Below are 25,875 nucleotides of genomic sequence, written 5' to 3' on the forward strand. Positions count from 1 at the left end.
GCCGTTCAGCCTGGGCCAATGCCTCCATGCAAGAGACTATTCAAATATTATGTTGTTCTTTTACTGACGACTGACCGCCTGTTTGAGAGGGGTCACAGCCTTGAACTGCACTTATTTGGTCGCTGAACCATCCTGTCCGAGCGGTGATTGAATAATAGAGTCGCTTGTCTTAACTTGTTAGCGAGATAATCTGGCAAACATATTCAAAAAAATTGAAGGGTAGATATGGCCAAAGATGGGAACAAGGAGCGGGCGCTGACCCTGGAGGCCATCCGGGTGCTGGATGCCATCGAGCGCCGTGGCAGCTTCGCGGCCGCCGCCGATGAACTGGGCAAGGTGCCGTCGGCGCTGAGCTACACGGTACAGAAGCTGGAAGACGAGCTGGGCGCCATGCTGTTCGATCGCAGCGGCCATCGCACCAAGTTCACCCCGGCCGGGCGCATGCTGCTGGAGCGGGGCCGAGTGCTGCTAGAGGCCGCCGAGCATCTGGTGGGGGAGACCCGGGCCCTGGCCCGTGGCTGGGAGACCGACATCACCATAGCCGTGGATGCCCTGGTGCCGCTGCAGGCGCTCTACCCGCTGGTGGAGCGCCTGGCCGAGCTCACCGACACCCGGCTGCGGCTGCGGGCCGAGGTGCTGGCGGGCAGTTGGGAGTGCCTGGAAGATGGCCGGGCCGACCTTCTCATCTCCTCCCTCAACCCCGACATCATGCTGACCGGCATCAAGCACCAGCCGCTGCAGGAGGAGGTGATGCTCTATGTCGCCCACCCGGATCACCCGCTGCACCAGGAGCCTGAACCCCTGGCGGACGATACCCTGCGCCGCTACCGCGCCATCGCCATCGCCGACTCGGCGCTGCGCAAACCCGTGCTCACCTATCGGCTGCTCGACAAGCAGCCGCGCCTCACCGTCAGCACCATGAGCGAGAAGCGCGACGCCCTGCTGGCCGGGATCGGCGTGGGCACCATGCCGCTGAGCTGGATCGAGGAGGACATCAAGGCGGGGCGCCTCAAGGTGATAGGCCCGGAGTATCGCCATCAGATCCAGGTCGTGCTGGCCTGGCGGCGGGATACCATGGGCAAGGCCAAGAGCTGGCTGGTGCGGGAGATCCCCAAGCTGTTCCCCTGCAAGGGGGAGTGAGCCCTATGGTTTGAGCCCAGATCCGGGGGAAAGTGTCGAAAAATGCGCCCCATCCTTGACGGCAGGCTCAGATTCGGACAAAAGAAAAAGCGGACCTCTTGCGAGTTCCGCTCAATGCCAGGAAAGAATAAAACCTTGCGGTTAAAAAAACCCTTAAATTGGAAGCAAACAATCGTTTTCTCAACCAGGAAGGTCATGAATCCGATTCGAGTTGAATTATGTGCGATGTAATATGCATCACCAGCAAAATGTTGAAAGGTTGAAGGATATGCACCGTAGAGTGTCATTATCTGCCACCTTGCCTCATAACTGGTCAGGCCATTTCAGCCGTTTTCGCCGGGTTTATTTCCTCTGGTTTTTACAGGTGTCAAAATCTGAGCCCAAAACAGAAAAATAACTCACTTTCTGACACGACTAAAAATGCAGATAAAGGAATAGTTGCATGACCTACAGCCAGACCCTGGCCAACCATGTTCTCGACACCCTGAAGAAGACCCTGACCGACAAGGGGATCCGTTACCAGACCCTGGCCGAGGCCATGGGTGTCTCCATCGCCACCATCAAGCGGATGATGAACAAGCCCTCCCTGCCATTCGACACCCTGCTGGAGATCTGTCACCTGGTGGGACTGTCGTTCGAGGAGTTGCTGGACCGCACCCAGGATGCCCAGAGCCGCCGCGCCGTCTTCACCCAGGAGCAGGATGAGGCATTCCACAAGGAGCCCGGGCTCTACGCCTTCCTCGCCAACATCTTCTGGCGCGACAAGACCCTGATCGATCTGAAGCGGGAGTATGGCCTGACCGATGCCTCCTGCTATCTCTACCTGCGCAAGCTGGAGAAGCTCGGCATACTGCAGCTCGGCATCGACAACAGCTACCACTTCCTCATCAGCGAGCGTATCAGCTTCGAGCAGCACAGCCGCTTCGCCCGCCAGCAGGCCAGGCAGGCCATGGCGGTGCTGGGGGACTATCTGGTGGAGAACATGCACAAGTCCAACAACTACATGGCGCTCTGTCAGCTCCATCTGGACGAGGCCGAGGCGCTGGCGCTGATCGATCGCATGAAGGAGTACTGGCATCAGGAGCTCAAACTCAACCGCCCCGCCATCGGCCAGCGGGAGGGCAGCAAGACCTACACCATGTCGCTGCAGCTGGCCGACTGCGGCTACCAGAGCTTCGACGACCTGATCCCCAACATCGACAACTGATCCCGCAGGATCCTGCCGGGATCCGCTGCGCCTTCCTCACCTGTTATCCGCGCCTGTCGCCTCCCCTCGTCGGGCGGCGGCATGGCACGGCCATCCAGGCTGATGCGGATCGCCATTGAACCCTCCCGCGCCGCCTGGATAGCCCCCGAGCGTCCCTAATCCAGCATCGGTTCCTGCAGGCGCCTCCCGTTGGCGACTTGCAGGGCCCGGGTATCCAGGCTGATGCGGATCGCATCCGGTCGCCAGTGCTCGATGTCGCAGTCCACCAGCCCACCCCGCTCGTCGTAGTTGACCCGCACCAGCCGCAGCACCGCGCTCCCCTCCGCCAGGTTGAGGGCGCGGGCGATGGGGCCCCGTGCCGCCGAGGGGGTGATCTCCAGGCTGGCCCCGCCCTGGCCTATGCCATAGCGCTGCTGGTAGAGCTCGGTGAGGGAGCTGGCCAGCGGCGCGCTGGCGATATCGGGAAATCGGCTCGCCAGCAGGTGGTGGCTGACGTGGAGCACAGGTCGCCCATCGATCAGCCGCTGGCGGCGGATTTCATAGAGCGGGGTGAAGGGCGCCAGCCCCATCCAGTGGCACAGTTCGCTGCTGGCAAGCTGACCGCCGTGGGCCAGCACTCTGGTTTCGGCGGTGCGCTGCTGCTCGCCTATCCACTGGTGAAAGTGGGTATGGATGGCGGGGTCGTAGGTGAGGCGGGGCGGCGCCACGAACCAGCCACGCCGCTCGGCCCGGTAGATGAGGCCGTCCGCTTCGAGGCTGGAGAGCGCCTCCTTGATGGTGATGCGGGTGGTGGCGAAGCGCTCGCTCAGGGCGCGCTCGGCGGGCAGCTGTTGCCCCGCCCCCAGCTGGCCGCTGCCGATGTAGCGGCGCAGGATCTGGCAAATCTGTTCACTCTTGGATGGCTCTCTGCGGTTGCTCACTGTCGGGTCCCTGTGGCTCATGGCTGGCATAGACCAGCCGCTATCGACTCTGGGTTGTAACCCGGCAGGATGACAGCCCCATGACAGGATCGCCGCCATCAAGCGGCCATCCCGCTGTCCCGCCATCGTCGAGTTGACGCTCATTGGCAATCCGACCAGAGACCGTCATCAAACTGCCATCAAAGCGCCCCGCCACCGTCATATTTCCCCTCTAGCATCCCTCTCGAACCTTAACTGACCTAGTCCAGAGGGATGGGATGATGAAAATCGTGATCGCAAGTGCACTGGCCATGGCGGCCATCAGTCAGCCACTGTTTGCCGCCGACAACATCGCGGATCTGGAGAAAGCCGCCCGCGGCGAAGGCCAGCTCAACAGCATCGGCATGCCGGACAGCTGGGCCAACTGGAAGGACACCTGGCAGCAGATCGGCAGCGTCTACGGCATCAAGCACCAGGACACCGACATGAGCTCGGCCCAGGAGATCGCCAAGTTCGCCGCCGAGCGGGACAATGCCACCGCCGACATCGGCGACGTGGGCGGCGCCTTCGGCCCTGTCGCGGTCAAGCAGGGGGTCACCCAGCCCTACAAACCCTCCACCTGGGCAGACATCCCGAACTGGGCCAAGGATGCGGACGGCCACTGGATGCTGGCCTATACCGGCACCATCGCCTTCCTGATCAACAAGGATCTGGTCAAGGCCGCCCCCACCAGCTGGCAGTCCCTGCTCGGCGGTGACTACAAGGTGACCCTGGGGGATGTGGGTGTCGCCTCCCAGGCCAACAACGGCGTGCTGGCGGCGGCCTATGCCACCGGCGGCAGCGAGAAGAATCTCAAGCCCGCATTGGAGCTGTTTGGCCAGCTGGCCAAGCAGGGCCGCCTGTCGCTGAACGACCCGACCATCGCCAACATCGAGAAGGGTGAGGTGGAGGTGGGCGTGCTGTGGGACTTCAACGCCCTCAACTACCGCGACCAGATAGATCCGAACAAGTTTGCCGTGGTGATCCCGAGCGACGGCTCCGTCATCGCCGGTTACACCACCATCATCAACAAGTGGGCCAAGAACCCCAACGCCGCCAAGCTGGCGCGGGAATACATCCTCTCCGACGCCGGTCAGGTCAACCTGGCGCGCGGCTACGCCCGCCCCATCCGCAGCAACGTGGTGCTGCCGGATGACGTCAAGGCCAAGCTGCTGCCGGCCGAGCAATACGCCAACGCCAAACCGGTCAGCGACCATGCCGCCTGGGAGCAGAGCTCCAAGGCCCTGCCGCGCCAGTGGCAGGAAACCGTCATGATCAACATGCAGTAAGGAGTGCCAGTGCAACACAAGGTGATACTGGTACTTGTGGATGGCCTATCTGCCGAGGTAGCCCATGCCATGGGCTACCTCACAGGCATGGTGGAGGCGGAACGCGGGCTGTTCACGACCCTGAGCTGCGCCCTGCCCTCCCTCTCCCGGCCGCTCTACGAGTGCATCCTGACCGGGGTGCCGCCGGTGTCGAGCGGCATCACCCACAACGGCGTCAGCCGACTCAGCCAGCACGACTCCATCTTCCATCTTGCCCGCGCCGGCGGCAAAGGCACCGCGGCCGCGGCCTATCACTGGGTGAGCGAGCTCTACAATCGCAGCCCCTGGCAGGTGGCCAGGGATCGCTTCACCCAGGACGAACAGCTGCCGATCCAGCACGGCTGCTTCTACTGGGACGACGGCTACCCCGACAGCCATCTGCTGATGGACGGCGAGTGGCTCAGGACCCAGCACGATCCCGACTTCCTGCTGATCCATCCCATGGGCGTAGATGATGCGGGCCACCGATTCGGGCTCGATTCCCGCCAGTACCGCAATCAGGCGCGGCGCATGGACAGCCTGCTGGCCGATCTGCTGCCCCAGTGGCTGGCAGAGGGTTATCAGGTGCTGGTCACCGCGGATCACGGCATGAACGAGGATCTGAGCCACGGCGGCACCCTGCCCGAGGAGCGCAACGTGCCGCTCTGGCTGTTTGGCGATGCCTTCGTCAGCCGCTGGCCGGAGGGGCCTGATCAGCAGTTGCAACAGACCCAGCTCTGCGCCCTGATGGCCGAGCTGCTCGGGGTTGCCCACGACAAGCCGCGCGGCCCCCAACTGCTCAAGGCAGCCTGCCTGCGGGAGGTGCACTGATGATGCCTGCCAGCACGCGGATCCTGACTGATCAAAAGTCGATCCCGCGCCCCGTCCGTCGCCACTGGCTGCCAGCCCTGGTGCTGCTGCCCTTCGCCCTGTTGCTGATCCTGTTCCAGCTCGCCCCCATGGTCTGGGTGCTGGTGGGCAGCTTTCAGACCCCGGATGGCTGGGGCCTGGGTTATTACCGGGAGATCCTCAGCTCCCCCTTCTATTTGCAGTCGTTTGGCAACTCCCTGCGCATCGCCGGCATCGCCAGCCTGACGGGGCTGGTCATCGGCACGCTCGGGGCGGCGGCGCTGCGCCACAGCGGCGAGCGGGTCAAGCGGGTGCTACTGGCGTTTGTCACCATGACCGGGAATTTCAGCGGCGTGCCGCTGGCGTTCGCCTTCATCATCATCCTCGGCATCAACGGCGCCCTCACCCTGCTGCTCAAGTCCTGGGGCTGGATCGACGGCTTCAACCTCTATTCGGGCGCTGGGCTCATCCTCATCTACAGCTACTTCCAGATCCCCCTCGCCCTCTTGCTGCTCTACCCGGCCTTCGATGCGCTGCAGGATGACTGGCCCCAGGCCGCCGCCCTGCTCGGTGCCAGCAAGCGGCAGTATGTGTGGCACGTGGCGCTGCCGGTGCTGACCCCGGCCCTGCTCGGTACCCTGATCATCCTGTTTGCCAACGCCGTGGGGGCCTATGCCTCCGCCTACGCCCTCACCACTGGCAACTTCAATCTGGTGACCATCCGGGTGGCCAGCCTGGTCTCCGGCGACATCTTCCTCGAGCCCAATCTGGCGGCGGCGCTGGCGGTGATCCTGATGCTGCTGCTGGGAGTGGTGACGGCCGCCAACCAGTGGCTGCTGAAGAGGAGTTATGTGAACAGGGGGAACAAGCATGCGTGACCTTAAACCGAGTCTGGGATCGAGCACGCTGGGTGCCATCAACCCGCCGCAAGGCGCCAGTGGCAAGGGCCGCGATCAGGGCGGGAGGACGCGACATGCATGACCTTAAACCAAGCTGGCCGCGCTGGGTGCTTGGCGCTCTGGTAGCCACCCTGCTGCTGCCCCTGCTGGCGACCCTGGTCTATTCCCTCTCCACCCGCTGGGGGGCGACCTTGCTGCCGGATGGCCTCACCCTCGACTGGTATCTGAAACTGTGGGGGGATCCGCGTTTCCTGGCCGCCTTCGGCCGCAGCCTGCTGGTCTGCTTCGCGACCCTGCTGCTGGGCACCCTGGTGCTGGTGCCGACCGTGCTGGTGGTGGCCTACTACTTCCCCCGGCTGGATCCCTGGATGAACCTGCTGATCCTGCTGCCCTTCGCGGTGCCGCCCGTGGTCTCCTCGGTGGGGCTGCTGCAGATCTACTCAAGCGGCCCACTGCCCCTCATCGGCACGCCCTGGATCCTGATCGGCACCTGGTTCACCATAGTGCTGCCCTTCATGTACCGGGCACTGGCCAACAGCCTGCAGGGGGTGCCGCTCAAGGATCTGATGGATGCCGCCCACCTGCTCGGCGCCAGCAGCGGACGCGCCTTCGCCCTGGTGGTGCTGCCCTGCCTGCGCAAGGGACTGCTGGCGGCGCTGTTCCTGTCACTCTCCTTCCTGCTCGGCGAGTTCGTGTTCGCCAACATGCTGGTGGGTACCCGCTACGAGACGCTGCAGGTCTATCTCTACAACATGAGATCCACCTCGGGCCACTTCACCAGCGCGCTGGTGATGAGCTACTTCCTGCTGACCCTGCTGCTCACCTGGGCGGCGAACAGATTCCATCGGTGATCCAACATGTTCCATCTAGAAGTAAGCCAACTGCACAAGTCCTACGGCGAGACCAGGGTCTTTGAAGGGATCGAATTCGGCATCCGCAAGGGGGAGCTGGTGACCCTGCTCGGCCCCTCCGGCTGCGGCAAGTCCACCCTGCTGCGGGCCCTGGCCGGGCTGACCCCGGTCGACGGCGGCCAGGTGCGGGTGGCCGGCGAGGACATCACCTGGCAGGCGCCCCAGAAACGGGGCATCGGCATGGTGTTCCAGAGCTATGCCCTGTTCCCCAACATGACGGTGTGGGACAACGTGGCCTTCGGCCTCAGAATGAAACCCCAGCCGGGGCGGGAGCTGACCGCCAGCGTACGGGAGGCGATCGGTCTGGTGGAGCTGGACGGCTTCGAGCGCCGTTACCCGAGCGAGCTCTCCGGCGGCCAGCGCCAGCGGGTCGCCCTGGCCCGCGCCCTGGTGGTGCGCCCGCGGATCCTTCTGCTGGACGAACCGCTGTCGGCCCTGGATGCCCGCATCCGTCGCAGCCTGCGCCTGCAGATCCGCGAGATCCAGCAGCGGCTCGAGCTGACCACCCTGTTCGTCACCCACGATCAGGAGGAGGCGCTGACCCTGTCGGATCGGGTGTTCCTGATGAACGAGGGCGCCATAGTGCAGAGCGGCACGCCGGAGCAGATCTACACCAGGCCCGCCAGCGCCTTCGTGGCGAGCTTCATCGGCCACTACAACCTGCTGACCCCGCAGCAGGCCAGCGTCCTCTGCGGCTCTCACATTCATACCCGGCTGGCCCTGCGGCCCGAGTCCATCAACCTGCTGCCGGCGGGCGCCCTGAGCCAGGATCCCAGCCTGCCCGGCATAGTGCGCCAGCAGCAGTTGCTCGGCAACGTCATCCGCTACCAGGTGGAGTGCGCGGCGGGCCTGCTGACGGTGGATCTGCTCAACCGCTCGGCCCGGGATCTGCTGGCGGTGGGCACCACAGTCACCCTGACGGTCGCCCGGGATCAGCTGTGTGAGGTAGCATAACCCCTTGGCATGCACTCTCTTTTCACCGGTTGCGCCGCCAGCGTGACCGCCGTTTTAATAGCAAGGAGCCGATATGGCACTGGCACTCTTTGATTTGGACGAGACCCTGATTGCCGGGGATTCCGCCAGCCTCTGGCTGGAGCACATGGCGGCGCAGGAGCTGGCCCCGGCAGCCATGGTCGCCGAGGAGCAGGCCATGATGTCCCTCTACCATCAGGGCAAGATGGACATGCACCAGTACATGGCCTTCACCCTGCAGCCCCTGGTGGGCAAGTCCCGCCACTGGCTGGATCAGCAGTGTCAGCACTTCGCCGAGCGGGTGCTGCGGGAGCGGATCTACCCGGAGGGGCTGGCCCGCATCGAGTGGCATCGGAAGCGCGGTGACGAGCTGGTGCTGATCTCCGCCTCCGGCGAGCATCTGGTGGCGCCCATGGCCAGGATGCTGGGGATGGATCACTGCGTCGCCATCCTGCTGGAGGAGCAGCAGGGCATGCTGACCGGCCAGACCAGAGGCACCCTCAGCTTTAGAGAGGGCAAGGTGGCCCGCATCGAGCAGCTGTTCGCCGGCCAGGCCGGACTCTGGCAGGGGAGCCACGGCTACAGCGACTCCCACAACGATCTGCCGCTGCTGCGGGCGGTGGCCCATCCCCATGCGGTCAACCCCGCCCCCAGCCTGCGCCAGGTCGCCGAGGCGCTGAGCTGGCCGACCCTGAGCTGGCGGCTGGCGGCCTGAAAACAGAAGAGACCCTCAGGTCTCTTCGTTGCTCAGCAGGCTCCCCTGGGGCGAGACGTCCTCGGCCGGCCCGGGCGGCTGGCCGAGGTAGATGCGGTTCTTGCCATCCCGCTTGGCGCGATACACCTCGGCATCGACGATCTCCAGCAGGCCCTTGGCATCCAGACCGGACGCACTGGCCACCAGCCCGCCGCTGAAGGTCAGCCTGAGGCCGGGTTCGCGCCAGTCCAGCGAGGTAACCCCGAGCCGGAACTGCTCGAGCAGCATCAGGCAGAAGTGCACATCCGACTTGACCAGCAGCACCATCAGCTCCTCGCCGCCGTAGCGGCAGACCCAGCCATGATCCCCCAGCAGCTGGTTGCCGAGCGCGGCCACCCGCTTGAGCACCACGTCCCCGGTGTGGTGGCCGTAGGTATCGTTGACCCGCTTGAAGTTGTCGAGATCCAGCATGGCCAGGCAGAAGGGCTGCTGCTCGAGCAGCAGGTGCTGCAGCCGCTCATCGAAGAAGCGCCGGTTGTAGAGGCCGGTCAGCTTGTCCATGTTGGCCTGCTGGCGCACCTCATGATAATCCTTGCTCACCTCGGCCAGCTCGGCATAGACCCGACTGAGCTCGCGCATCCCCCCCTGAGGCACATCGTCGGGGCGCAGGCGGCTGGCCCGGATCATGGTTGAGATCTCGTCGAGCATGCGCCTGAAGTTGCGGGCCCAGAGCAGGGCCAGCAGCACATAGAGCACGCTGGCCAGCACCACCACCCCCAGCACGTTGAGGGAGGCGCTCGTCACCACGGCCTGCACGCTGGCCGCAGGCTGGACGCTGATCAGCACCCAGTTCCAGCGGGGCAGGCGACGGTAGGCCACGTACTGCCGGGACTCGGCATCCAGGAAGATGCCCTCATTCTGGCTGAACTGGGTGCGCCATTGGGGAGAGGGCATTGACTTGAGCAGCCGCTCGGGATCCGGCCCTGCCAGCACCTTGCCGGACGAGTTGATGATCATCTGATAACCCGAGCCCGGCTGGCGATTCAGCTGGGCCGAGAAGGGGGCCAGCACGGCATCGATGGCCAGCACGCCCTGCACCCTGCCCTGCTTGTCCACCAGCGCCCGCGCCAGGGAGACCATCAGTATGTTCTGATAGTCGCCATAGCCCTGATAGGGTTCGGTCCACACCATCTGGCCCACATGCTGGCTGGCCAGCTGGTACCAGGGGCGGGACCTGGGATCGTACTCGGCAGGTACCTCAGGCGCGGGGTAGATCAGCATGTTGCCCTGAGCTGTGCCCACATAGGCATAGCTGAGATCGGCGATGACCCCCTTGTAGAGTGCCCACTCCCGCAGATAATGTTCCGGGTTCAGCAAGACAGGGCCGCTGAAGTCCTCGACCTTCACCCGGTCGTAAATCAGGATAAACTGGCGTTCAAGCTCGTTGAGATAGGGCTCGATGAAGGTGTGCTGCAACTGCTGATTGGTGGTGAGCAGGCGCTGCTGCAGCTCGCTTTGCAGGCTGCGTTCCATGTGCAGGTAGTAGATACTGCCCAGCATCAGCACCGGCAGAAACAGCAATACCAGCCCCAGTCGCATGCGAGCAACCAGGGACCAGTTTTGCGTGGTAACAACCCGCTTGTCGCGCTTGGCCAATCCAGGCCCCCGGCTACCGTAAGATGTGATGTAGTGTCAGAATATCAGCCCCGCCGGATGGCGTCCAAAAGGAAGCTTGTGATGAGGTCGACGAGAGGGAACTGGCTCCGATGTTGAACCCGGATCTGTTGATGGCGCTGCACTATTGCGCCGTGATCACCCTGACCGGGGCCGTGACCTCGGTCTATTTTCTGTTCCGGCGCGGCATGTCCATCGATCAGGTTCGCAAGCTGCTGCTGGCAGACAGCCTGGCGGCGGTGGCGCTGTTGCTCATCTTCATCACCGGCGTCTTGCTGCTGCTCGCCCACCCGGTGGCGCCGGTCACTCTGCTCGCCAACCCCGGCTATCGCACCAAGCTGCTGCTGTTCTTCGGCATGGCCATCAGCTTCGGCTATCCGAGCCGGCTGTTCCATCACTGGCGCCGCTCCCTGCGCCAGGGGCGCCCGCCCCTGGTCTCCATCCAGCAGCAGTTCTGGGTGATCTGGATCCTGCGCGGCAACCTGCTGCTGCTCGCCCTGCTGCCCTTGCTGGCCAAAATTGCCAATGGCTAAAGCGTTGCAGGCTGATCAGGATCCGCCGTCACCACTGCGCCGCGATTGACCGCCTCCCCCCGCGAGCCAAAGATGCAAATCGCTGGCGACAAAGCCCCCCGCACGAGGGTATCGTGACAAGGGGGCTCAGGAGTGCCCCTTCTACCGCCTGCTCAGGGATGAATCCGTATGCGTTCGAACATGATGTTATTGATGGCCGCCGCCATCTGGGGACTGGGCTTCGTCGCCCAGCGCCTGGGGATGGATCACATGGGGCCTTTCACCTTCAACGGCCTGCGCTTCCTGCTCGGCGCAGCCTCCCTGCTGCCGCTGCTGTGGTGGCTCAAATCACGCCAGCCCAGGCCACAACCCGGGCAACCGTCTGGCGATCACCGGCTGCTGCTGACCGGCGGCCTGCTCGCCGGCACTGTGCTGTTCAGTGCCGCCTCCCTGCAGCAGGTGGGACTGCTCTACACCACGGCCGCCAAGGCGGGCTTCATCACCGGCCTCTACATCATACTGGTGCCCGTCATCGGCCTGGCCCTGCGTCACAAGACCGGGACCAACACCTGGGTCGGCGCCCTCATCGCCATGGCCGGGCTCTACTACCTCAGCGTGACCGAAGACTTCAGCATGGGTTACGGGGATCTATTGCAGGTCGCCGGCGCCCTGTTCTGGGCCATCCATCTGCTGGTGCTGGATCACTACTCGAACCGGGTCGCGCCTATCCGCCTCGCCGGGGTGCAGTTTGTGGTGTGCGGCCTGCTCAGCCTTGGCACGGCGTTTGTCATAGAGACGCCGACCCTGACGGGCGCCGTGGCGGGCTGGCAGGCGCTGCTCTACGCCGGCCTGGTGTCGGTCGGGATCGGCTACACCCTGCAGGTGGTCGGCCAGCGCGGCGCCCATCCGGCCCACGCCGCCATCATCCTCAGCCTGGAGACGGTGTTCGCCGCCATAGGGGGCGTGCTGCTACTCGGCGAGACCCTGGACGAGCGAGCCGTCGTCGGTTGCAGCCTGATGCTGGCAGGTATGCTCATCTCCCAGATCCGGCTGCGCTGGTGGTGGAAGTCCCGTCGGGACAAGGTGCCCAGCCAGTCTTGACGAGCGCGTCATCACCGGTCGGCTGCAGCCTGATGCTGGCGGGTATGCTCATCTCCCAGATCCGGCTGCGCTGGTGGTGGAAATCCCGCCGGGACAAGGTGCCCAGCCAGTCTTGACGAGCGCGTCATCATCGGCCGGTTGCAGCCTGATGCTGGCAGGTATGCTCATCTCCCAGATCAGGCTGCGCTGGTGGTGGAAGTCCCGCCGGGACAAGATGCCCAGCCAGTCCTGAATGCAACGAGGCGCCCGTGGGCGCCTCGTTGCTGTCGGGAGCGGTCTAGCCCCTGACGCTGGAGCAGAAGCTGACGTCGTCGCGCAGGGGATCGTCACTCATGCTGTGATAGAGCTCGAAGCAGGGGCCATCGCTGAACTCCAGCCCGGCGGCCACCACCTCGCCGATGTGCTCCTGCCACAGCACGCCGTACTGGCTGCGATCCGTGATGAGGTAGCGGGACTGGGCATAGCGGCCGGCCGGGATGAGCTGGGTCTCCACCTCCCCCTGGGTCGATGTGCCCGCCGGCACCGTCACCCCGATATCGGTGCGGCACAGGGCCGGCGCCGTCACCTCGGGGTTGTCGTGGTAGATGAAGATCCACTCCGACTCCGCCAGCCCGCGCGCCGCCGCCCACTGATAGAGCCGCTGGCAGACGGGGCCATAGCCCTCACCATAGGGGCCGGTGACGCGAATATAGGCCAGGGTGCGGCCACTCATCTGTTCGGTTTTCATCCTGAAACTCCTCTCGTTTGACACCCCCTCATCATGACCGGCGGCCGGCTCGGATGCGTGTCCATGCTTGCTCTCTAGGTGTCCGATTTTGCTGTTTGGCAGCCGCTCCGGGTGGCTGCGTACCTCACCCGGGGTCATGGCAAACTGCTTGCGAAACGCCTTGGCGAAGGCCTGGGAGCTGGCGAAGCCCGCCGCCAGGGCCACGCTGGTCACCGGCGCCTGGCCGTAACGCAGCGCCACCGCGGCCCGCTCCAGCCGCAGCCGGCGCTGCATCTCGCCGGGGGACTCGCCGGTGACGGCGGTGAAGATCCGGTGAAAGTGGTAGCAGGAGAGGCAGGCCAGGGCCGCCACCTCGGTCAGGCTCAGCTCGGGATCCTGCTCCAGCGCCCGGATGGCGGGCCGCAGGCGGGCACGATAGTCGATCATGCTACGCGTACTCTCCCCATATGGAGCGCATCCACGAAGCGCCCCTGGCGAAACGCATAGGCGGGCGCGCAGCCCTCCTGCTCGAAGCCGAACTTGCGATAGAGCGCGATGGCGGGGGCATTGTCGCTGTAGACGGTCAGCTCGAGCCGCTGCAGGTTGAGCCAGTTGTCCGCCAGATCCACCGCCGCCCCCAGCAGGGCCGAGCCCACGCCGCGGCCGGCCCAGTCATCCCGTACCCCCATGCCAAAAGAAGCCACATGGCGACGACGTGGATTCGGCTCGAGCCAGAGCCCCAGATCGCCGACCAGCAGCTCATCCACTATGGCCACCAGGCCGTAGCCGCTACGCTCCGCCAGCCGTTGCTGCCACATGGCCAGGGTCGGATAGGGCATCTGCAGCGTGCCTGCCTGAGCCTTTGGCATGGCATAGAGATCCCGCAGCCCCTGCGCATCGCCGGTCTCCGCCTGACGGATGTGGATTTCGTGCATTTTCGTCTCCTCCCTGATGAGCTCTTATCTTGCCTAAAGACGGCGCCGCATGCATCCACAACTGTCATCATTCGGGATACCTATCAAAGAGTTATAAAAGGCCTATTGGCCCGGGGACAGGCATATCTCCTAGAGTGGGCGCCTCATCACAAGGAGATGCCCCATGACTGACAAGAGCCTGCATAGCGCCAATGGCGCCCCCGTCGTCGACAACAACAACAGCCTCACCGCCGGCCCCCGTGGTCCGGTGCTGATGCAAGACATCTGGTTGATGGAGAAGCTGGCGCATTTCGATCGGGAGCGGATCCCGGAGCGGGTGGTTCACGCTAAGGGCTCCGGCGCCTACGGCACCTTTACCCTGACCCACGACATCGGCCGGTTCAGCAAGGCCGATCTGTTCAACAGCGTCGGCAAGCAGACCCCGGTGTTCCTGCGCTTCTCCACAGTGGCGGGGGAGAAGGGCGCCGCCGATGCCGAGCGCGACGTGCGCGGCTTCGCCTTGAAGTTTTACACCGAGCAGGGCAACTGGGATCTGGTGGGCAACAACACCCCTGTCTTCTTCATCCGCGATCCGCTCAAGTTCCCGGACTTCATCCACACCCAGAAGCGGGATCCGCGCACCAACCTGCGCAGCGCCACCGCCGCCTGGGATTTCTGGTCCCGTCACCCGGAGTCCCTGCACCAGGTCACCATCTTGTTCAGCGATCGCGGCATCCCCAAGAGCCTGCGGGAGATGAACGGCTACGGCAGCCACACCTTCAGCTTCATCAACGACGCCAACGAGCGCTCCTGGGTCAAGTTCCACTTCAAGAGCGAGCAGGGTCACAGCTTCTACACGGATGAAGAGGCCGCCACCGTGGTCGGCCAGGATAGGGAGAGCAGCCAGGCGGATCTCTACAACGCCATCGAGCGGGGCGACTTCCCGCGCTGGAAGGTCTATGTGCAGGTGATGCCGGAGGCGGAGGCCCACAGCTACCACATCCACCCCTTCGATCTCACCAGGGTGTGGCCCCACGGCGACTACCCGCTGATCCCGGTCGGGGTGCTGGAGCTGAACCAGAACCCGGACAACTACTTCGCCCACGTGGAGCAGGCCGCCTTCACCCCGGCCAACGTGGTGCCCGGCATCGGCTTCTCGCCGGATCGCATGCTGCAGGGTCGGCTGTTCTCCTATGGCGATACCCAGCGCTACCGCCTCGGGGTCAACCATGGCCTGCTGCCGGTCAACGCCCCCCGCTGCCCGTTCAGCGGCGCCCATCGCGATGGTGCCATGCGCAGCGACGGCAACGGCGGCGCCAGCCCGAACTACCAGCCGAACCGCTTCGGCACCCAGCAGCCGAGCGAGCAGCACGAGCCGGCGCTGAGCCTGGAAGGGGCCGCCCTGCACTACGACTTCCGCGACTACGACAGCGACTACTACAGCCAGCCGGGCCAGCTGTTCCGCCTCATGGACGAGGGGCAACGCTCGCGCCTCGCCGCCAACCTGGCGCGCTCCCTCATCAATGTGGAGGACGACGCCATAGTCGCGGTCCAGCTCAGGCACCTGGAGCAGGCCGATCCGGAATACGCCAAGCGGGTCGAGCTGGCGCTGGCCGCCCTGCAGCGCTAGGCCGCTGGCACGCAATACAAAAAGGGGGGCCATCAGGCCCCCTTTTTTGCAGCATAGATATTTGATGAATAAAAAAACGGAGCCCTGAGGCTCCGTTTACCGATGCTGTTTCAATCCCGAACGGAACGCGCTTCGCGCTCTGCCCGTTCCCGTACCAACAGGCGTTTGTACCACCAACTACTGCGACGACGTTGCATATTGGAAGAGCGACGAGCCATTTCTTAGGTCCCAGCCAAGAGAAGAAAGAGCCGCATTATGCGACAGAGATCACTTCCATGTCTGTAGCTGGATCAAGAAAAGCCTCACTGGCCCACGCTGATCGTCTCTCTATTGGCGGCCCCTTCGGCGGCGGGCAGGCGCACCACAGGCTCGCGCCAGGCCAGGGGACCGTTGCTCTCCTGCGCGTTTTGCGGGCCGCACTCCAGCCAGCCGTCACCCTGCTGGATGCGGGCACCGAGGGAGTATTTTTGATCCTGATACCAGCAGACCCGCTCCGGCAAGGCGCCAAGCGGCAACACCAGCTCCGCCCCCACCCCATGGCTGAGGGAGTTGGCGGCCGGAGCGGCGAGCACGGGGGTGAGACCCGTCAGGGCAAACAGATAAAACGCGGTTCTGAGCATGAGATGAAACCTGTGACGACGAGGGGGAGATCCACTAAAGCGACCATCATTGTCGCCGACTTGACCAATAAATATCGGCTCATCTGGCATTCCGGGGGCAATATGGTAGCCTGCCAGCGACCGCCGCATCCCGCCAGGAAGCGGCGCTCCAGTTCAGGTGATATTGTCGGGATATGGCAATATATACCCTTATTAATCAAATAATTACTTGGATATGTTGTCAATGCGTATCATGCCGTTGCTGCAGGCTACCTGCCTGAGTCTGATGTTGTCCGCCTGCGTTGCCCCCCTGCTGCTGATGAGCCCCACCAGCCAGTTGATGTGGGCGCTGCTCAAGCCGCTGGTCGGTTTCGATCCGAACGAAGTCAACCTGTTCGAGCAGCCGCTGATCAAGGACAGGATGACCGCCATGCTGGGGCCGAATTACGACAACACCATGCAACTGCTCAAGACGGCCAACGAGTTGCAGCAGGAGGGTCCGCTGTTCTACGTCGTCTCCCGCTACGCCCCGGTGCCGGATATCGCCAAGCAGGCTGGCATGGTGTGGAACGCCGATACCAACCAGCTCTCCGTCATGCTGCAGAAGAGCGATGGCGCGACCCAGGTGTTCGGTGAAAACCTGACCGCCGCGACCCCGAGCTGGCCAAGTGCGATGCAGGGATGGCAGAGCCAGGCCACCGCCCTCGGTGACGTCGGCAAGGTGTTGACCGGTTCGAGCGGTTCCCTGCTGGGCAATGTGGTGGGCGCCATGCAACAGGGTGCGACCCAGGCCGTGACGAATTCAGCCAAACAGGCGGTCGGCGGTGCCACCAACGCAGTGCAGCAACAGGCCAACAAGGCCCTGACCGACGCCACCACCCAGGCGGTGAGCAGCGCTACCGGTACTGTGCAGCAGCAAGTCAGCAAGAGTGCCACCAGCCCCCTGCAACAGGCCAATCAGGCCGTGACCGATTCAGCCAAGCAGGCAATGAGCGGCACCACCAATGCGGTGCAGAAGCAGGCCAGCAAGACCCTGACCGATACCGCCACCCAGGCAATGAGCGGCACCACCAATGCGGTGCAGCAACAAGCTAACAAGGCCCTGACCGATACCGCCACCCAGGCGGTGAGTGGCGCGACCAACACGGTACAGCAACAGGCCAGCAAAGCCCTGACCGATACCGCCACCCAGGCGGTGAGCAGCACCACCAACACAGTGCAGCTACAGGCCAGCAAGAGTGCCACCAGCACCCTGCAACAGGCCAATCAGTCCGTGACCGATTCCGCCAAGCCGGCGGTCAGTGCCGCTACCACCACGCAGCAGCAGGCCAGCAAGGCCTTGACCGAGGCTGCCAAGCCAACGGCCGGTGCCGCCAGCGCGGCACCGGCTGACAAGGGGACCACGCAGCAGAGCGAGCAGGCCAGGGCCGATGCCGAAGCCGAGCTGGAGAAGCTGCTCAACTGAGCACCCACGGCACGCCAGCCCCACAATGCCAACAGGCCACCCTAGGGTGGCCTGTTGCTTGTCTACACTGCCTCGGCGGATCAGGGGAGATGGCGATCCTGCTCGGTGGGCTTGACCACCTTGTCTTCACTGTGCTCGATGGCGGTGCGGATAAGGTCGACCCCGGCCCGGATGATCAACACCCCCATGTTGACCAGCTTGACGCAGACCCACATGAAGGTGATGAGCAGTATCAGCTTGAGCACCGTCTGGAACGCTTCCAGGAAGTTCTGCTCCAGTTGACTGGTGAGGCCGTTGGCACTGGTCATCAGCCAGGTGTAGACCTCGCGCACGAACGGGATGCGGCTCGGCATCTCCAGCACGTCCAGGGCGGCGGGCAGGGCCTGGAAGATGACGATGCTACCGAACAGTATCAGAATGACGCCGATGGCTACCCCTAAGAAAAAACCAATCTGTCTCATGGAAGGCCCCAAGAAGTGTTGAATGAAAAGAACAATAGCTGCCAATACTAGGGACTGCCTCGGCGCACGGCAATCCTTGTCCGCCCGGAGCGGGTTCAAACCAGGCCATATATGGCAGGAAATCATTGCCCAAGTATCTGATTTCTGTGAGGCTTACCGCCATTCATCCCCACCCGTCGGCCACCATGATCCGAACCTGCTGTTTGCTGCTCCTGTTGCTCTTCCCGCTGTTCGGCGCCCAGGCCGCCCCCAGCGCCGCCGCCTGCGTGATCAAGCATCAACAGGCGCTGCTGCTGGTGCAGGACAGGATCTCCGATCGCTACAGCCTGAGCGGGGGCTATATAGATGCGGGCGAGACCCCGGCCCAGGCGGCCCTGCGGGAGCTGTTCGAGGAGACGGGGCTGCGCGGCCGGATCACCGGGGAGCTGGGACAGTGGCAACGGGCCATGCTGTTCGCCTGCCAGACACTGACTCCCATCCAGGCCCAGCACGGATCGGCTTTTGTCTCCCTGCTGCGGGCCCCCAACCTCGGCGGCGAGATCCTCAACGCCAGGCTGATCGAGCCGGCCTCACTCCCCCATGACCAGCGTCGCTTCCCGACGCAACTCGACTGGCTAGTCCCCAGGCTGGCGCAGGTGGCCGACAGCCAGGTGCAGTGGTTGCCCGACTTCAGCGCCGGGGGGAGCGCCCTGCACAGGGCCGAGCTGCCGCTGATCCAGCGCCTGCAGCGGTGGCTGGGGCCGGACGCGCCCTGGCTGGAGGCCAGCAACCTGCTCGGGGCCGCCCCCGTCCAGCTGGCGCTGCTCTGCCTGTTGCTACCGCTGCTGGGCTGGCCGCGGCTCTACCGGCTGCTGTTCGCCATGGTGCTGCTCACCCTGCTGGTGCAGCTGCTCAAGGAGGGGATCGGCTGGCCCAGGCCCTTCCATCTGCAACCCGAACTCGGCCAACGCAGCGCTCAGGGCTTCGGCATGCCCAGTGGTCACGCCGCCTCGACCCTGCTGTTCTGGGGTCTGGTGCTGAGCGCGCTGCCATCCCTCAAGGCCTGGCATGGCATGGCGCTGGCCCTGCTGCTGGCCGCGCTGGCGGGGCTGGCCCGCATCTGGCTCGGGGTGCACTTCCTCTCGGATGTGGTGGCCGGTCTTGGCCTCGGCGCCCTGCTGCTGGCCCTGCGCTCGCCGCTGGCGGCGCTGGCGAGGCGCCATGCCTGCTGGGGCCTGCTGATCCTGATCAGCCTGCTGGCGGGCTGGCTGACCCAGTCCAGCGCCCTGGCCGGACTCGCCATGTTCACGCTGGGGCTGGTATCGGGTAATCTGCTACCACTCGAACGAAACCCGGTTCCCGCCATCGGCTGCGTGCTGCTGGCCCTGACGGGGGGGCTCCTCATCGGTGGGGGCCTGCTCGCCCTGCCGATGCTCACCAGCAGCTCCCTGCTGATCCTGGCCGGACAAGGGTTACTCTATGGCTGCCTGGGGCTCTGGCTGAGCGCCGGCCTCTGGTGGCTGCTGACTGTCATGAATACTGGCTCCGCTCGCCGGGGCCCAACCCCTCGTTAAAGGGAAAGCAATACATATGAAAAAAGTGGATTTGGCCAAGATCACCCTGGGCCTGCTGTTTCTCAGCCTGCTCATCATCTCGTGCTTCATGGTGCTGCGCCCCTTCCTGCCCGCTCTGGTGTGGGCCACCATGATCACCATCGCCACCTGGCCGCTGATGCAGATGGCGCAGCGGCTGCTGTGGGGCAAGCGCGCCCTGGCGGCCCTGCTGATGAGCTGCATCCTGCTGTTGATGTTCGTCATCCCGCTGTTCATGGCGCTGGCCAATGTGGCGGAGAAGGCCCCCATGCTGATCGAGCTGGGCACCCGCATCAGCCATTCCCCGCCCCCCGCGCTGCTCTGGTTGCAACAGTTCCCGCTGGTCGGCGGCAAGCTGTATGAGTTCTGGCAGCAGATCCTGGCGAGCGGCGGTCAGGTGCTGTTCACCAAGCTGACCCCCTATTTCGGCCAGACCGCGCGCTGGCTCGCCTCCCAGGCGGGCAATCTCGGCCTGTTGCTGGTCCACTTCCTGCTGACGGTGGCCATCTGTGGCCTGCTCTACCACTCGGGGGAGAAGGCCGCCGACGGCATTCGCCGCTTCGCCCATCGGCTGGCGGGCCCGCGTGGCGACAACGCCGTCGTCCTCGCCTCCCAGGCCATCCGGGCCGTCGCCATGGGGGTGGTGGTGACCGCCCTGGTACAGTCGTCGGTGGCCGGCCTGGGGCTGCTGATTGCCGGCATCCCCTACACCATGATCCTGGTGGTGCTGATGTTCCTGCTGATCGTGGCCCAGATCGGCCCCTTCCCGGTGCTGCTGGCCAGCGTCGGCTACCTCTTCTGGAGCGGCGATACCACCTGGGGCACCTTCCTGCTGGTCTGGTCACTGCTGGCGGGCACCATGGACAACTTCCTGCGCCCCTTCCTCATCAAGCGCGGCGCCGACCTGCCGCTCATCCTGATCCTGGTCGGCGTCATCGGCGGCCTGCTGGCCATGGGCATCATAGGCCTGTTCATCGGCCCGGTGGTGCTGGCGGTGGCCTACACCCTGCTGGATGCCTGGATCAAGGAAGAGGATCAGCCCGTCGCCATAGAGGCGCCCGTGCCGCCCAGGGCGGACTGACCCCCGCATGAAGACGCCGCCCCCTGGGCGGCGTGTTTTTTTAAGCAAAGTACCGAGTGCACTCGCCGGCCTCATGACCCCATAGAACCAAAGTTCGAATCGGCTCGCCAAAATCCGAACCAGGGTTCGAGCCACCACCCTTTGCCCCCTACCCTCCACCCGTGCCTCCCGCCACAATGCCTGCTCATCCTGGAGGAAGACGACATGAACGAACTGAGAGCAAAACGCGCCCTGATCAGCGGTGGCGCGAGCGGCATAGGGCTGGCCATCGCCGAGGCACTGGCCGCTCAGGGGGTCGAACTGATACTGGTCTCCCGTCGCCAGGCCCTGCTGGAGCAGGAAGCGGCAAGGCTCAGCGCACAGCATGGGGTGAGAGTCCTGCCCCTGGCGTTGGATCTCTGCGACAGCGCCCAGGTGCGGGCCCGCCATGCCGAGGCCAGGGCACGACTCGGCCCCATCGACCTGCTCATCAACAACAGCGGGGTCGGCAGCGACTATCTGGTGCAGGACCTGCCGGAGTCGGAATGGGACAGGGTGATGAACACCTGCGCCAAGGGCACCTTCCTGCTGACCCAGGCCTGCCTGCCGGACATGCTGGCCCACCAGCACGGCACCATCATCAACATCGCCTCCCAGGCCGCCAAGCACGGCTATGCCAGGGCCAACGTCTATTGCGCCGCCAAGTTTGCCGTCCTGGGGTTTGCCAAGGCGCTGCGGGAAGAGGTCCAGCAGCAGGGCATACGGGTGCACAGCCTCTGCCCCGGCCTGGTGCAGGTGCCACCACCGGCCTGCCCCAGCGAGCGCAAGCCCGGCTGGCTGCAGGTCGAGGATCTGGCCGAGGCCGTGCTCTACACCCTGCGTCAACCCGCCCATGTGCAGCTCGATGAGCTGGGCATGACGGGGATCTGAAGCCTCGGGGTGAGGGCTTAGGGTTGCACGAGGCCCTGCTGGCCCCATGCAACTGTCGGGGCCGCCTTCAGGCCGGCTGATGCAGGGTGATGCAGTGAATGCCGCCACCACCAGCGGCCACCGGATCTATGTTGACCTGCACCACCTTGCGGCCCGGGTAGAGGCGGGCCAGCAGATCCTGGCAATGGCGGTCGGCCGCCTGGTCGCCGAACTCCGGCACTATGACGGCCCCGTTGATCGGCAGGTAGTTGATGTAGCCGGCGGCAAAGTCCCGGCTGCGGCTGAAGCGGTTGTCCCGCCCGCCCAGCGGGGGCGGCAGTGGATGCAGCGCCAGCTTGTTGCCATCGGCATCGGTGGCCTGCTGCAGTATGGCCAGGTGCTGACGGGTCACCTTGTAGTCGTAGGAGTCAGGGTCGTTGTCCATGTTGATCACCACCACGCCGGGACGCACGAAGCGGGCGTAGAAGTCGACGTGGGCATCGGTGATGTCACGGCCCTTGATGCCTGGCAGCCAGATGATCTTGCGCAGCCCCAGGTTGGCCTTGAGCTCGGCCTCCAGCTGCGCCTTGGTCAGACCTGGGTTGCGGTTGCTGTTGAGCCAGCTGCTCTCGGTCAGGATGGCGGTGCCATTGCCATCCACCTCTATGCCCCCGCCCTCGCCGATCAGCTTGCTCTGCAGATAGCGGGCGTCCGCCTGCCGGCTCACCAGGGAGGCGACCCTGGCATCCTGCCCATGCGCCTGCTTGTCGCCCCAGCCGTTGAAGTTGAAGTCCACCAGCGCGAGCTCCCCCTGCTCGTCCTGCACGAAGACGCCGCCGGTATCCCGCAGCCAGATGTCGTCCAGCTCGGCCGGGATGAAACGGGTGTTGTGCTCGCCACAGAGCTGCCGGGCCAGCGCCTCCTCCTCTTCACGGCAGAGCACGTTCACCTCGGTGTAGGACGCCATGGCCTGCACCAGCCGTCCTATGGTGGCCTGCACCTCCCTGTAATCTCGCCCCCAGATATCGGCGCTCGCGCCAAAGGAAACCCAGACCCGAGTCTGAGGGGCGGCCTCGTCCGGCATCTGGTAACGGCCAACGGCAGTGGCCAGGGGGTCAGTAGGGGTAGTCACATTGGCAGCCTGTGCCCGTGGCAGGCTGCCCAGCCCGGCCAAGGCGCCGATGGCGGCCAATTGTTTCAATACATTGCGTCGGGATGGCATGGGACGACTCCGGATTGACGACAAAAACAGGATATGAATGACAAGCGCTGTTAATCAGATCACGCTGGGTAATAGACTAGCCGCCGCTATGATTGCGGACAAACGATCGATTTTCGATAATAGTGATAAGCGGAGCTAATCAATGATGTTCAAACACTGGCCCCCGCTCAACGTGCTGCGGGGCTTCGAGGCGGCGGCTCGCCTCGGCAGTTTTCATCAGGCGGCGCAGGAGCTGCACCTCACCCAGTCCGCCATCAGCCAGCAGATCCGCTCCCTGGAGGAGCTGCTCGGCCAGCCGCTGTTTCACCGGCAGGGGCGCTCGGTCGCCCTGACCGATGCGGGGCAGGATCTGCTGGAGACAACCCAGAGCGTGCTGCTGCAACTGGCGGTGGGGATCCAGCGCCTCGAGCAGTACCGCAAGCCGAACCAGCTGGTGCTCAACACCAGCACCGCCATCGCCCGCTACTGGCTGCTGCCCCGACTGGGGGCGTTTCATCGCCAGCACCCCGACATCGATCTCTGGCTCTTCACCAGCGACGAAGAGCCCGATCTGGCCGAACAGACCATAGATCTCGCCCTGCGCTGGGATCTCGCGCCGCAGGCAGAGTGTCGCCATCAGCCACTGCTGGCCGACAGGTTGCTGCCGGTGGCCGCGCCTGCCGTGCTGGCCCAACCGGCGGCACAGCGCACTACCCTCCATGGTGAGCGAGAGCTGGACTGGCACCACTGGACGTTGAAAGGGGGGGAGGATCTGCAACTGCAGACCCGGGGGCTCAACTTCTCCGATCCCGGCCTGCTGCTGGAGGCGGCAAGCGCCGGGCTCGGTGTGGCGCTGGTGAGCGAACGGCTCTCCCAACCGGCCAGGGAGCTGGGGCAGTTGCTGCCGCTCTCCGCTTGCAGGGTCAAGGGGCCCCAGTGGAGCTTGCTTATCCACCAGGAGAGCGAAGGGATGCCGGAGTGCCGCGCCTTCTGTCACTGGCTCGGCCAACAATTTGCCGAGGGGGCGGCGGGCGGGGATCGAGATGCCATTGCCGCCCTCTGAGGCAGGTCACTGAATCTGGCGGACGGGCATGGTTAAATGGTCGGCCTCTCTCTATGCCGGATATTGCATGTGACCCTGCCATCTGACCGTCTGCCACCCCAGCCCTTGCCTGACTATGGGTATGCCTTCTGGCTGCGCGATTATCGGATACTGCCGTGACCCTGCCATCTGATCGCCTGCCGCCCCAGCCCTGCCCTGACTATCTGCAGGCCTCCTGGCTGCGCTGCGCCCACCAGACCAGCGCCACCCTCTGGCACCCGCCCCACAGTGCCAAGGGGCAGACCTTGCAGAGCCTGCGCCAGCGCAAGCGGGACCTGCTCACCACAGGCGAGATGGCCCTCGAGGATCTCTACGAATTCATGGAGGGGCGTCCCTGCGCCCTGCTGCTCACCGACGAGAGCGGCTGTCTGCTGGCCCGTACCGGCCATCGCGAGACGCTGGCAGAACTCGAAGCCCTGGGCTTTGGCCCCGGCGCTTTTTTTAGCGAGGGGCGCATCGGCACCAATGCCATCAATCTGGCGGCGCTGGAGGGAGTGCCGCTGTGCGTCAGCGGCCCCCAGCATTTCAACCAGACCCTGCACCCCTGGCACAGCTGCGCCAGCCCGGTCTACAACAGCAACGGCCGCCAGGTCGCCATCATGGCCCTGGTCTGCCGGGTGGAGGAGGCAACGGTCGGGGATCTGGCGCTCACCGTCAGCGCCGGTCGCGAGCTGGCCCATCTGCTGCAGATGGAGCGCCTGATGCAGGAGTCCCAGCACCATCTGAGCGAGCTTTACGCTTTGCTGGACGGCATGGATGACGGCGTGCTGGCCTGGGATCCGCAAGGCAGGCTGCGCTACCTCAACGCGCTGGCGGCCAACCGACTGCGGCTCGATCCGGCGCTCTGTCTCGGCCAGCCGCTGGAGCAGCACCTGCTGCTGCCCCAGCGGTTGCAGCTGGCCATCAAGGAGCAGACGCCGCTCAGTCATGTGGAGGTGACGTTGGAGCGGCTCGGGGTGCATTCCGGGGAGTTCATCAATGCCCTGATAAGCCTCAAGCCGCTGCCCGGGCCCGACGGGGTCAGCTTTATCGCCCTGCTTCACCCGGTCGATCGGCTGCGGGCCATCCACCAGCTGCGCCAGACGGTGCCCGAGCTCTCGGCCCTGGTGGGGGAGTCGAGCGCCATGCGCAAGCTGTTGCGCCACGCCCGCCAGGCGGCCCGCAGTCAGGGGCCCATGCTGCTGCGCGGGGAGGAAGAGGTGGGCAAGGCGCAGCTGGCGGAGGCCATCCACTTTGGCAGCGAGCGGGCCGCCGGGCCGCTCATTACCCTCAACTGCCAGGCGCTGCCGAGCGAGCGGATGGCGCTGGAGCTGATGGGCTCCGATGAGGCGGGGCAGGAGCGGGCCGGCAAGTTCGAGCTGGCCCACGGCGGCACGCTAGTGCTGGAACAGGTGGAGTATCTGCCCGCCCCCATGCAGGCGGCCCTGCTGCAACTGCTCAAGACCGGCCGCATCCAGCGCTTCGACTCGGCCCGCATCCTGCCGCTCAAGGTGCGGATCATCGCCACCAGTAGCGCCGCGCTGGAGCAACGAGTGCAGGAGGGGCACTTCGGTCGTCAGCTGCTCTACGCCCTGCAAGGGTGCGAGCTGTGGCTGCCGAGCCTGCGCGAGCGCGGGGCCGACTTGCCCGCCCTCATCCGCCAGCAGCTGGCGGCGCAGGGGCGCGAGCCCGTCCGCCAGTTCAGCCCGGCGGCCCTCGACTGCCTGCTGGCCTACCCCTGGCCCGGCAACCTGGGGGAGCTGCGCAGCGCCGTCGAACACGCCCTGCTCCACGGCAACGGCGAATCGATCCCGCCGGAAGCACTGCCGGCGGCCATCCGTCACGGCTATCAGCAACAGGAAGACGAGGTGGTGGGACAGCCGCTGCTCACCCTGGCAGAGCTGGAGCGCCAGGCCATCCTGCGCTGCGCCCACGCCTGCAAGGGCCAGGTCAGCCTGATGGCGCAGCAGCTGGGCATCAGCCGCACCACCCTCTGGCGGCGGCTCAAGCTCATCGGTCTGGATCCCGCCGACTATCACGGCTGACGGCGGCTCGAGTCGCGATTCGGCCCGGT

The 25,875-nt window shown here is 64.9% G+C and carries 24 protein-coding genes and 1 pseudogene; 18 read left to right on the forward strand and 7 right to left on the reverse strand.

What is annotated here, in order from left to right; translation table 11 throughout:
* Positions 1-225 precede the first annotated feature (225 nt).
* Both EL255_RS19545 and EL255_RS19550 read left to right on the forward strand, forming a co-directional pair.
* The gene (locus EL255_RS19545) at positions 226-1,140 is read left to right on the forward strand and encodes a LysR family transcriptional regulator (protein WP_042653406.1); all 915 of its coding nucleotides are present in this window, start codon (positions 226-228) and stop codon (positions 1,138-1,140) included.
* Between the two features lie 442 nt (positions 1,141-1,582).
* On the forward strand, positions 1,583-2,347 hold the full coding sequence (locus EL255_RS19550) for a helix-turn-helix domain-containing protein (protein ID WP_042653407.1): 765 nt from the start codon (positions 1,583-1,585) through the stop codon (positions 2,345-2,347).
* A 155-nt stretch (positions 2,348-2,502) separates the two neighbouring features.
* Here the strand turns inward: EL255_RS19550 and EL255_RS19555 are convergent, their stop codons facing one another.
* Positions 2,503-3,288 carry a UTRA domain-containing protein gene (locus tag EL255_RS19555; RefSeq protein WP_042653408.1) on the reverse strand — a complete coding sequence of 262 codons (786 nt, stop codon included), beginning with the start codon at positions 3,286-3,288 and terminating at the stop codon, positions 2,503-2,505.
* 239 nt (positions 3,289-3,527) lie between these two features.
* Between EL255_RS19555 and EL255_RS19560 the strand changes: the two genes are divergently transcribed.
* From EL255_RS19560 to EL255_RS19585, 6 genes are all read left to right on the forward strand, one after another.
* Positions 3,528-4,574 (forward strand): ABC transporter substrate-binding protein, encoded by a 1,047-nt coding sequence (locus EL255_RS19560; RefSeq protein WP_084228333.1) that lies wholly within the window; start codon positions 3,528-3,530, stop codon positions 4,572-4,574.
* A 9-nt stretch (positions 4,575-4,583) separates the two neighbouring features.
* Positions 4,584-5,423, forward strand: coding sequence for an alkaline phosphatase family protein (locus EL255_RS19565; RefSeq protein WP_042653410.1), 840 nt, complete (start codon positions 4,584-4,586; stop codon positions 5,421-5,423).
* On the forward strand, positions 5,423-6,319 hold the full coding sequence (locus EL255_RS19570; protein ID WP_042653411.1) for an ABC transporter permease: 897 nt from the start codon (positions 5,423-5,425) through the stop codon (positions 6,317-6,319). The genes EL255_RS19565 and EL255_RS19570 overlap by 1 nt, the downstream gene beginning before the upstream one ends.
* 95 nt (positions 6,320-6,414) lie before the next feature.
* The gene (locus tag EL255_RS19575) at positions 6,415-7,191 is read left to right on the forward strand and encodes an ABC transporter permease (protein WP_042653412.1); all 777 of its coding nucleotides are present in this window, start codon (positions 6,415-6,417) and stop codon (positions 7,189-7,191) included.
* 6 nt (positions 7,192-7,197) lie between these two features.
* Positions 7,198-8,205: an ABC transporter ATP-binding protein gene (locus EL255_RS19580; RefSeq protein ID WP_042653413.1), complete on the forward strand. Its 1,008-nt coding sequence runs from the start codon at positions 7,198-7,200 to the stop codon at positions 8,203-8,205.
* Positions 8,206-8,278: 73 nt separating this feature from the next.
* Positions 8,279-8,938, forward strand: a complete 660-nt coding sequence (locus tag EL255_RS19585; protein ID WP_042653414.1) for an HAD family hydrolase — start codon at positions 8,279-8,281, stop codon at positions 8,936-8,938.
* A gap of 15 nt (positions 8,939-8,953) precedes the next feature.
* Here EL255_RS19585 and EL255_RS19590 read toward each other — a convergent pair whose 3' ends face one another.
* Positions 8,954-10,516 (reverse strand): sensor domain-containing diguanylate cyclase, encoded by a 1,563-nt coding sequence (locus EL255_RS19590; RefSeq protein ID WP_042653415.1) that lies wholly within the window; start codon positions 10,514-10,516, stop codon positions 8,954-8,956.
* Positions 10,517-10,683: 167 nt separating this feature from the next.
* Between EL255_RS19590 and EL255_RS19595 the strand changes: the two genes are divergently transcribed.
* The 3 genes and pseudogenes from EL255_RS19595 to EL255_RS19605 all read left to right on the forward strand — a co-directional run.
* Positions 10,684-11,124 carry a DUF2214 family protein gene (locus tag EL255_RS19595; RefSeq protein WP_042653416.1) on the forward strand — a complete coding sequence of 147 codons (441 nt, stop codon included), beginning with the start codon at positions 10,684-10,686 and terminating at the stop codon, positions 11,122-11,124.
* A gap of 168 nt (positions 11,125-11,292) precedes the next feature.
* The gene (locus EL255_RS19600; protein ID WP_042653417.1) at positions 11,293-12,204 is read left to right on the forward strand and encodes a DMT family transporter; all 912 of its coding nucleotides are present in this window, start codon (positions 11,293-11,295) and stop codon (positions 12,202-12,204) included.
* A 17-nt stretch (positions 12,205-12,221) separates the two neighbouring features.
* A pseudogene (locus EL255_RS19605) lies at positions 12,222-12,320 on the forward strand (EamA family transporter); the annotation flags it as partial.
* Between the two features lie 161 nt (positions 12,321-12,481).
* Here EL255_RS19605 and EL255_RS19615 read toward each other — a convergent pair.
* The gene (locus EL255_RS19615; RefSeq protein WP_042653418.1) at positions 12,482-13,357 is read right to left on the reverse strand and encodes an AraC family transcriptional regulator; all 876 of its coding nucleotides are present in this window, start codon (positions 13,355-13,357) and stop codon (positions 12,482-12,484) included.
* The gene (locus EL255_RS19620) at positions 13,354-13,845 is read right to left on the reverse strand and encodes a GNAT family N-acetyltransferase (protein ID WP_042653419.1); all 492 of its coding nucleotides are present in this window, start codon (positions 13,843-13,845) and stop codon (positions 13,354-13,356) included. Before EL255_RS19620 ends, EL255_RS19615 begins: the two co-directional genes overlap by 4 nt.
* A gap of 163 nt (positions 13,846-14,008) precedes the next feature.
* On the opposite strand from EL255_RS19620, the gene EL255_RS19625 reads away from it, so the two are divergent.
* Entirely contained in the window at positions 14,009-15,454 is a 1,446-nt protein-coding gene (locus tag EL255_RS19625) for a catalase (RefSeq protein ID WP_042653420.1), read from the forward strand.
* 302 nt (positions 15,455-15,756) lie between these two features.
* Here EL255_RS19625 and EL255_RS19630 read toward each other — a convergent pair whose 3' ends face one another.
* The gene (locus EL255_RS19630; protein ID WP_042653421.1) at positions 15,757-16,074 is read right to left on the reverse strand and encodes a YnjH family protein; all 318 of its coding nucleotides are present in this window, start codon (positions 16,072-16,074) and stop codon (positions 15,757-15,759) included.
* 223 nt (positions 16,075-16,297) lie between these two features.
* Here EL255_RS19630 and EL255_RS19635 point away from each other — a divergent pair, with 223 nt between their 5' ends.
* Positions 16,298-17,518 (forward strand): hypothetical protein, encoded by a 1,221-nt coding sequence (locus EL255_RS19635; RefSeq protein WP_042653422.1) that lies wholly within the window; start codon positions 16,298-16,300, stop codon positions 17,516-17,518.
* A gap of 80 nt (positions 17,519-17,598) precedes the next feature.
* On the opposite strand, the gene EL255_RS19640 is transcribed toward EL255_RS19635, so the two are convergent.
* On the reverse strand, positions 17,599-17,979 hold the full coding sequence (locus EL255_RS19640; protein WP_042653423.1) for a hypothetical protein: 381 nt from the start codon (positions 17,977-17,979) through the stop codon (positions 17,599-17,601).
* A gap of 185 nt (positions 17,980-18,164) precedes the next feature.
* Here EL255_RS19640 and EL255_RS19645 point away from each other — a divergent pair, with 185 nt between their 5' ends.
* The 3 genes from EL255_RS19645 to EL255_RS19655 all read left to right on the forward strand — a co-directional run bounded on the left by EL255_RS19645 (position 18,165) and on the right by EL255_RS19655 (position 21,540).
* Complete coding sequence (locus EL255_RS19645) at positions 18,165-19,532, forward strand: bifunctional NUDIX hydrolase/phosphatase PAP2 family protein (RefSeq protein ID WP_042653436.1); 1,368 nt, start codon at positions 18,165-18,167, stop codon at positions 19,530-19,532.
* Positions 19,533-19,542: 10 nt separating this feature from the next.
* Complete coding sequence (ydiK, locus tag EL255_RS19650; protein WP_042653424.1) at positions 19,543-20,631, forward strand: AI-2E family transporter YdiK; 1,089 nt, start codon at positions 19,543-19,545, stop codon at positions 20,629-20,631.
* Positions 20,632-20,835: 204 nt separating this feature from the next.
* Positions 20,836-21,540, forward strand: a complete 705-nt coding sequence (locus EL255_RS19655) for an SDR family oxidoreductase (protein ID WP_042653425.1) — start codon at positions 20,836-20,838, stop codon at positions 21,538-21,540.
* Positions 21,541-21,607: 67 nt separating this feature from the next.
* Here EL255_RS19655 and EL255_RS19660 read toward each other — a convergent pair whose 3' ends face one another.
* Positions 21,608-22,741 (reverse strand): agmatine deiminase family protein, encoded by a 1,134-nt coding sequence (locus EL255_RS19660; RefSeq protein WP_042653426.1) that lies wholly within the window; start codon positions 22,739-22,741, stop codon positions 21,608-21,610.
* A gap of 142 nt (positions 22,742-22,883) precedes the next feature.
* On the opposite strand from EL255_RS19660, the gene EL255_RS19665 reads away from it, so the two are divergent.
* Entirely contained in the window at positions 22,884-23,783 is a 900-nt protein-coding gene (locus tag EL255_RS19665; RefSeq protein WP_042653427.1) for a LysR substrate-binding domain-containing protein, read from the forward strand.
* Between the two features lie 161 nt (positions 23,784-23,944).
* Positions 23,945-25,846, forward strand: a complete 1,902-nt coding sequence (gene dhaR / locus EL255_RS19670; RefSeq protein WP_170176035.1) for a dihydroxyacetone kinase operon transcriptional regulator DhaR — start codon at positions 23,945-23,947, stop codon at positions 25,844-25,846.
* Positions 25,847-25,875 lie beyond the last annotated feature (29 nt).

It is taken from the genome of Aeromonas encheleia (assembly GCF_900637545.1).
Taxonomy (GTDB): domain Bacteria; phylum Pseudomonadota; class Gammaproteobacteria; order Enterobacterales; family Aeromonadaceae; genus Aeromonas; species Aeromonas encheleia.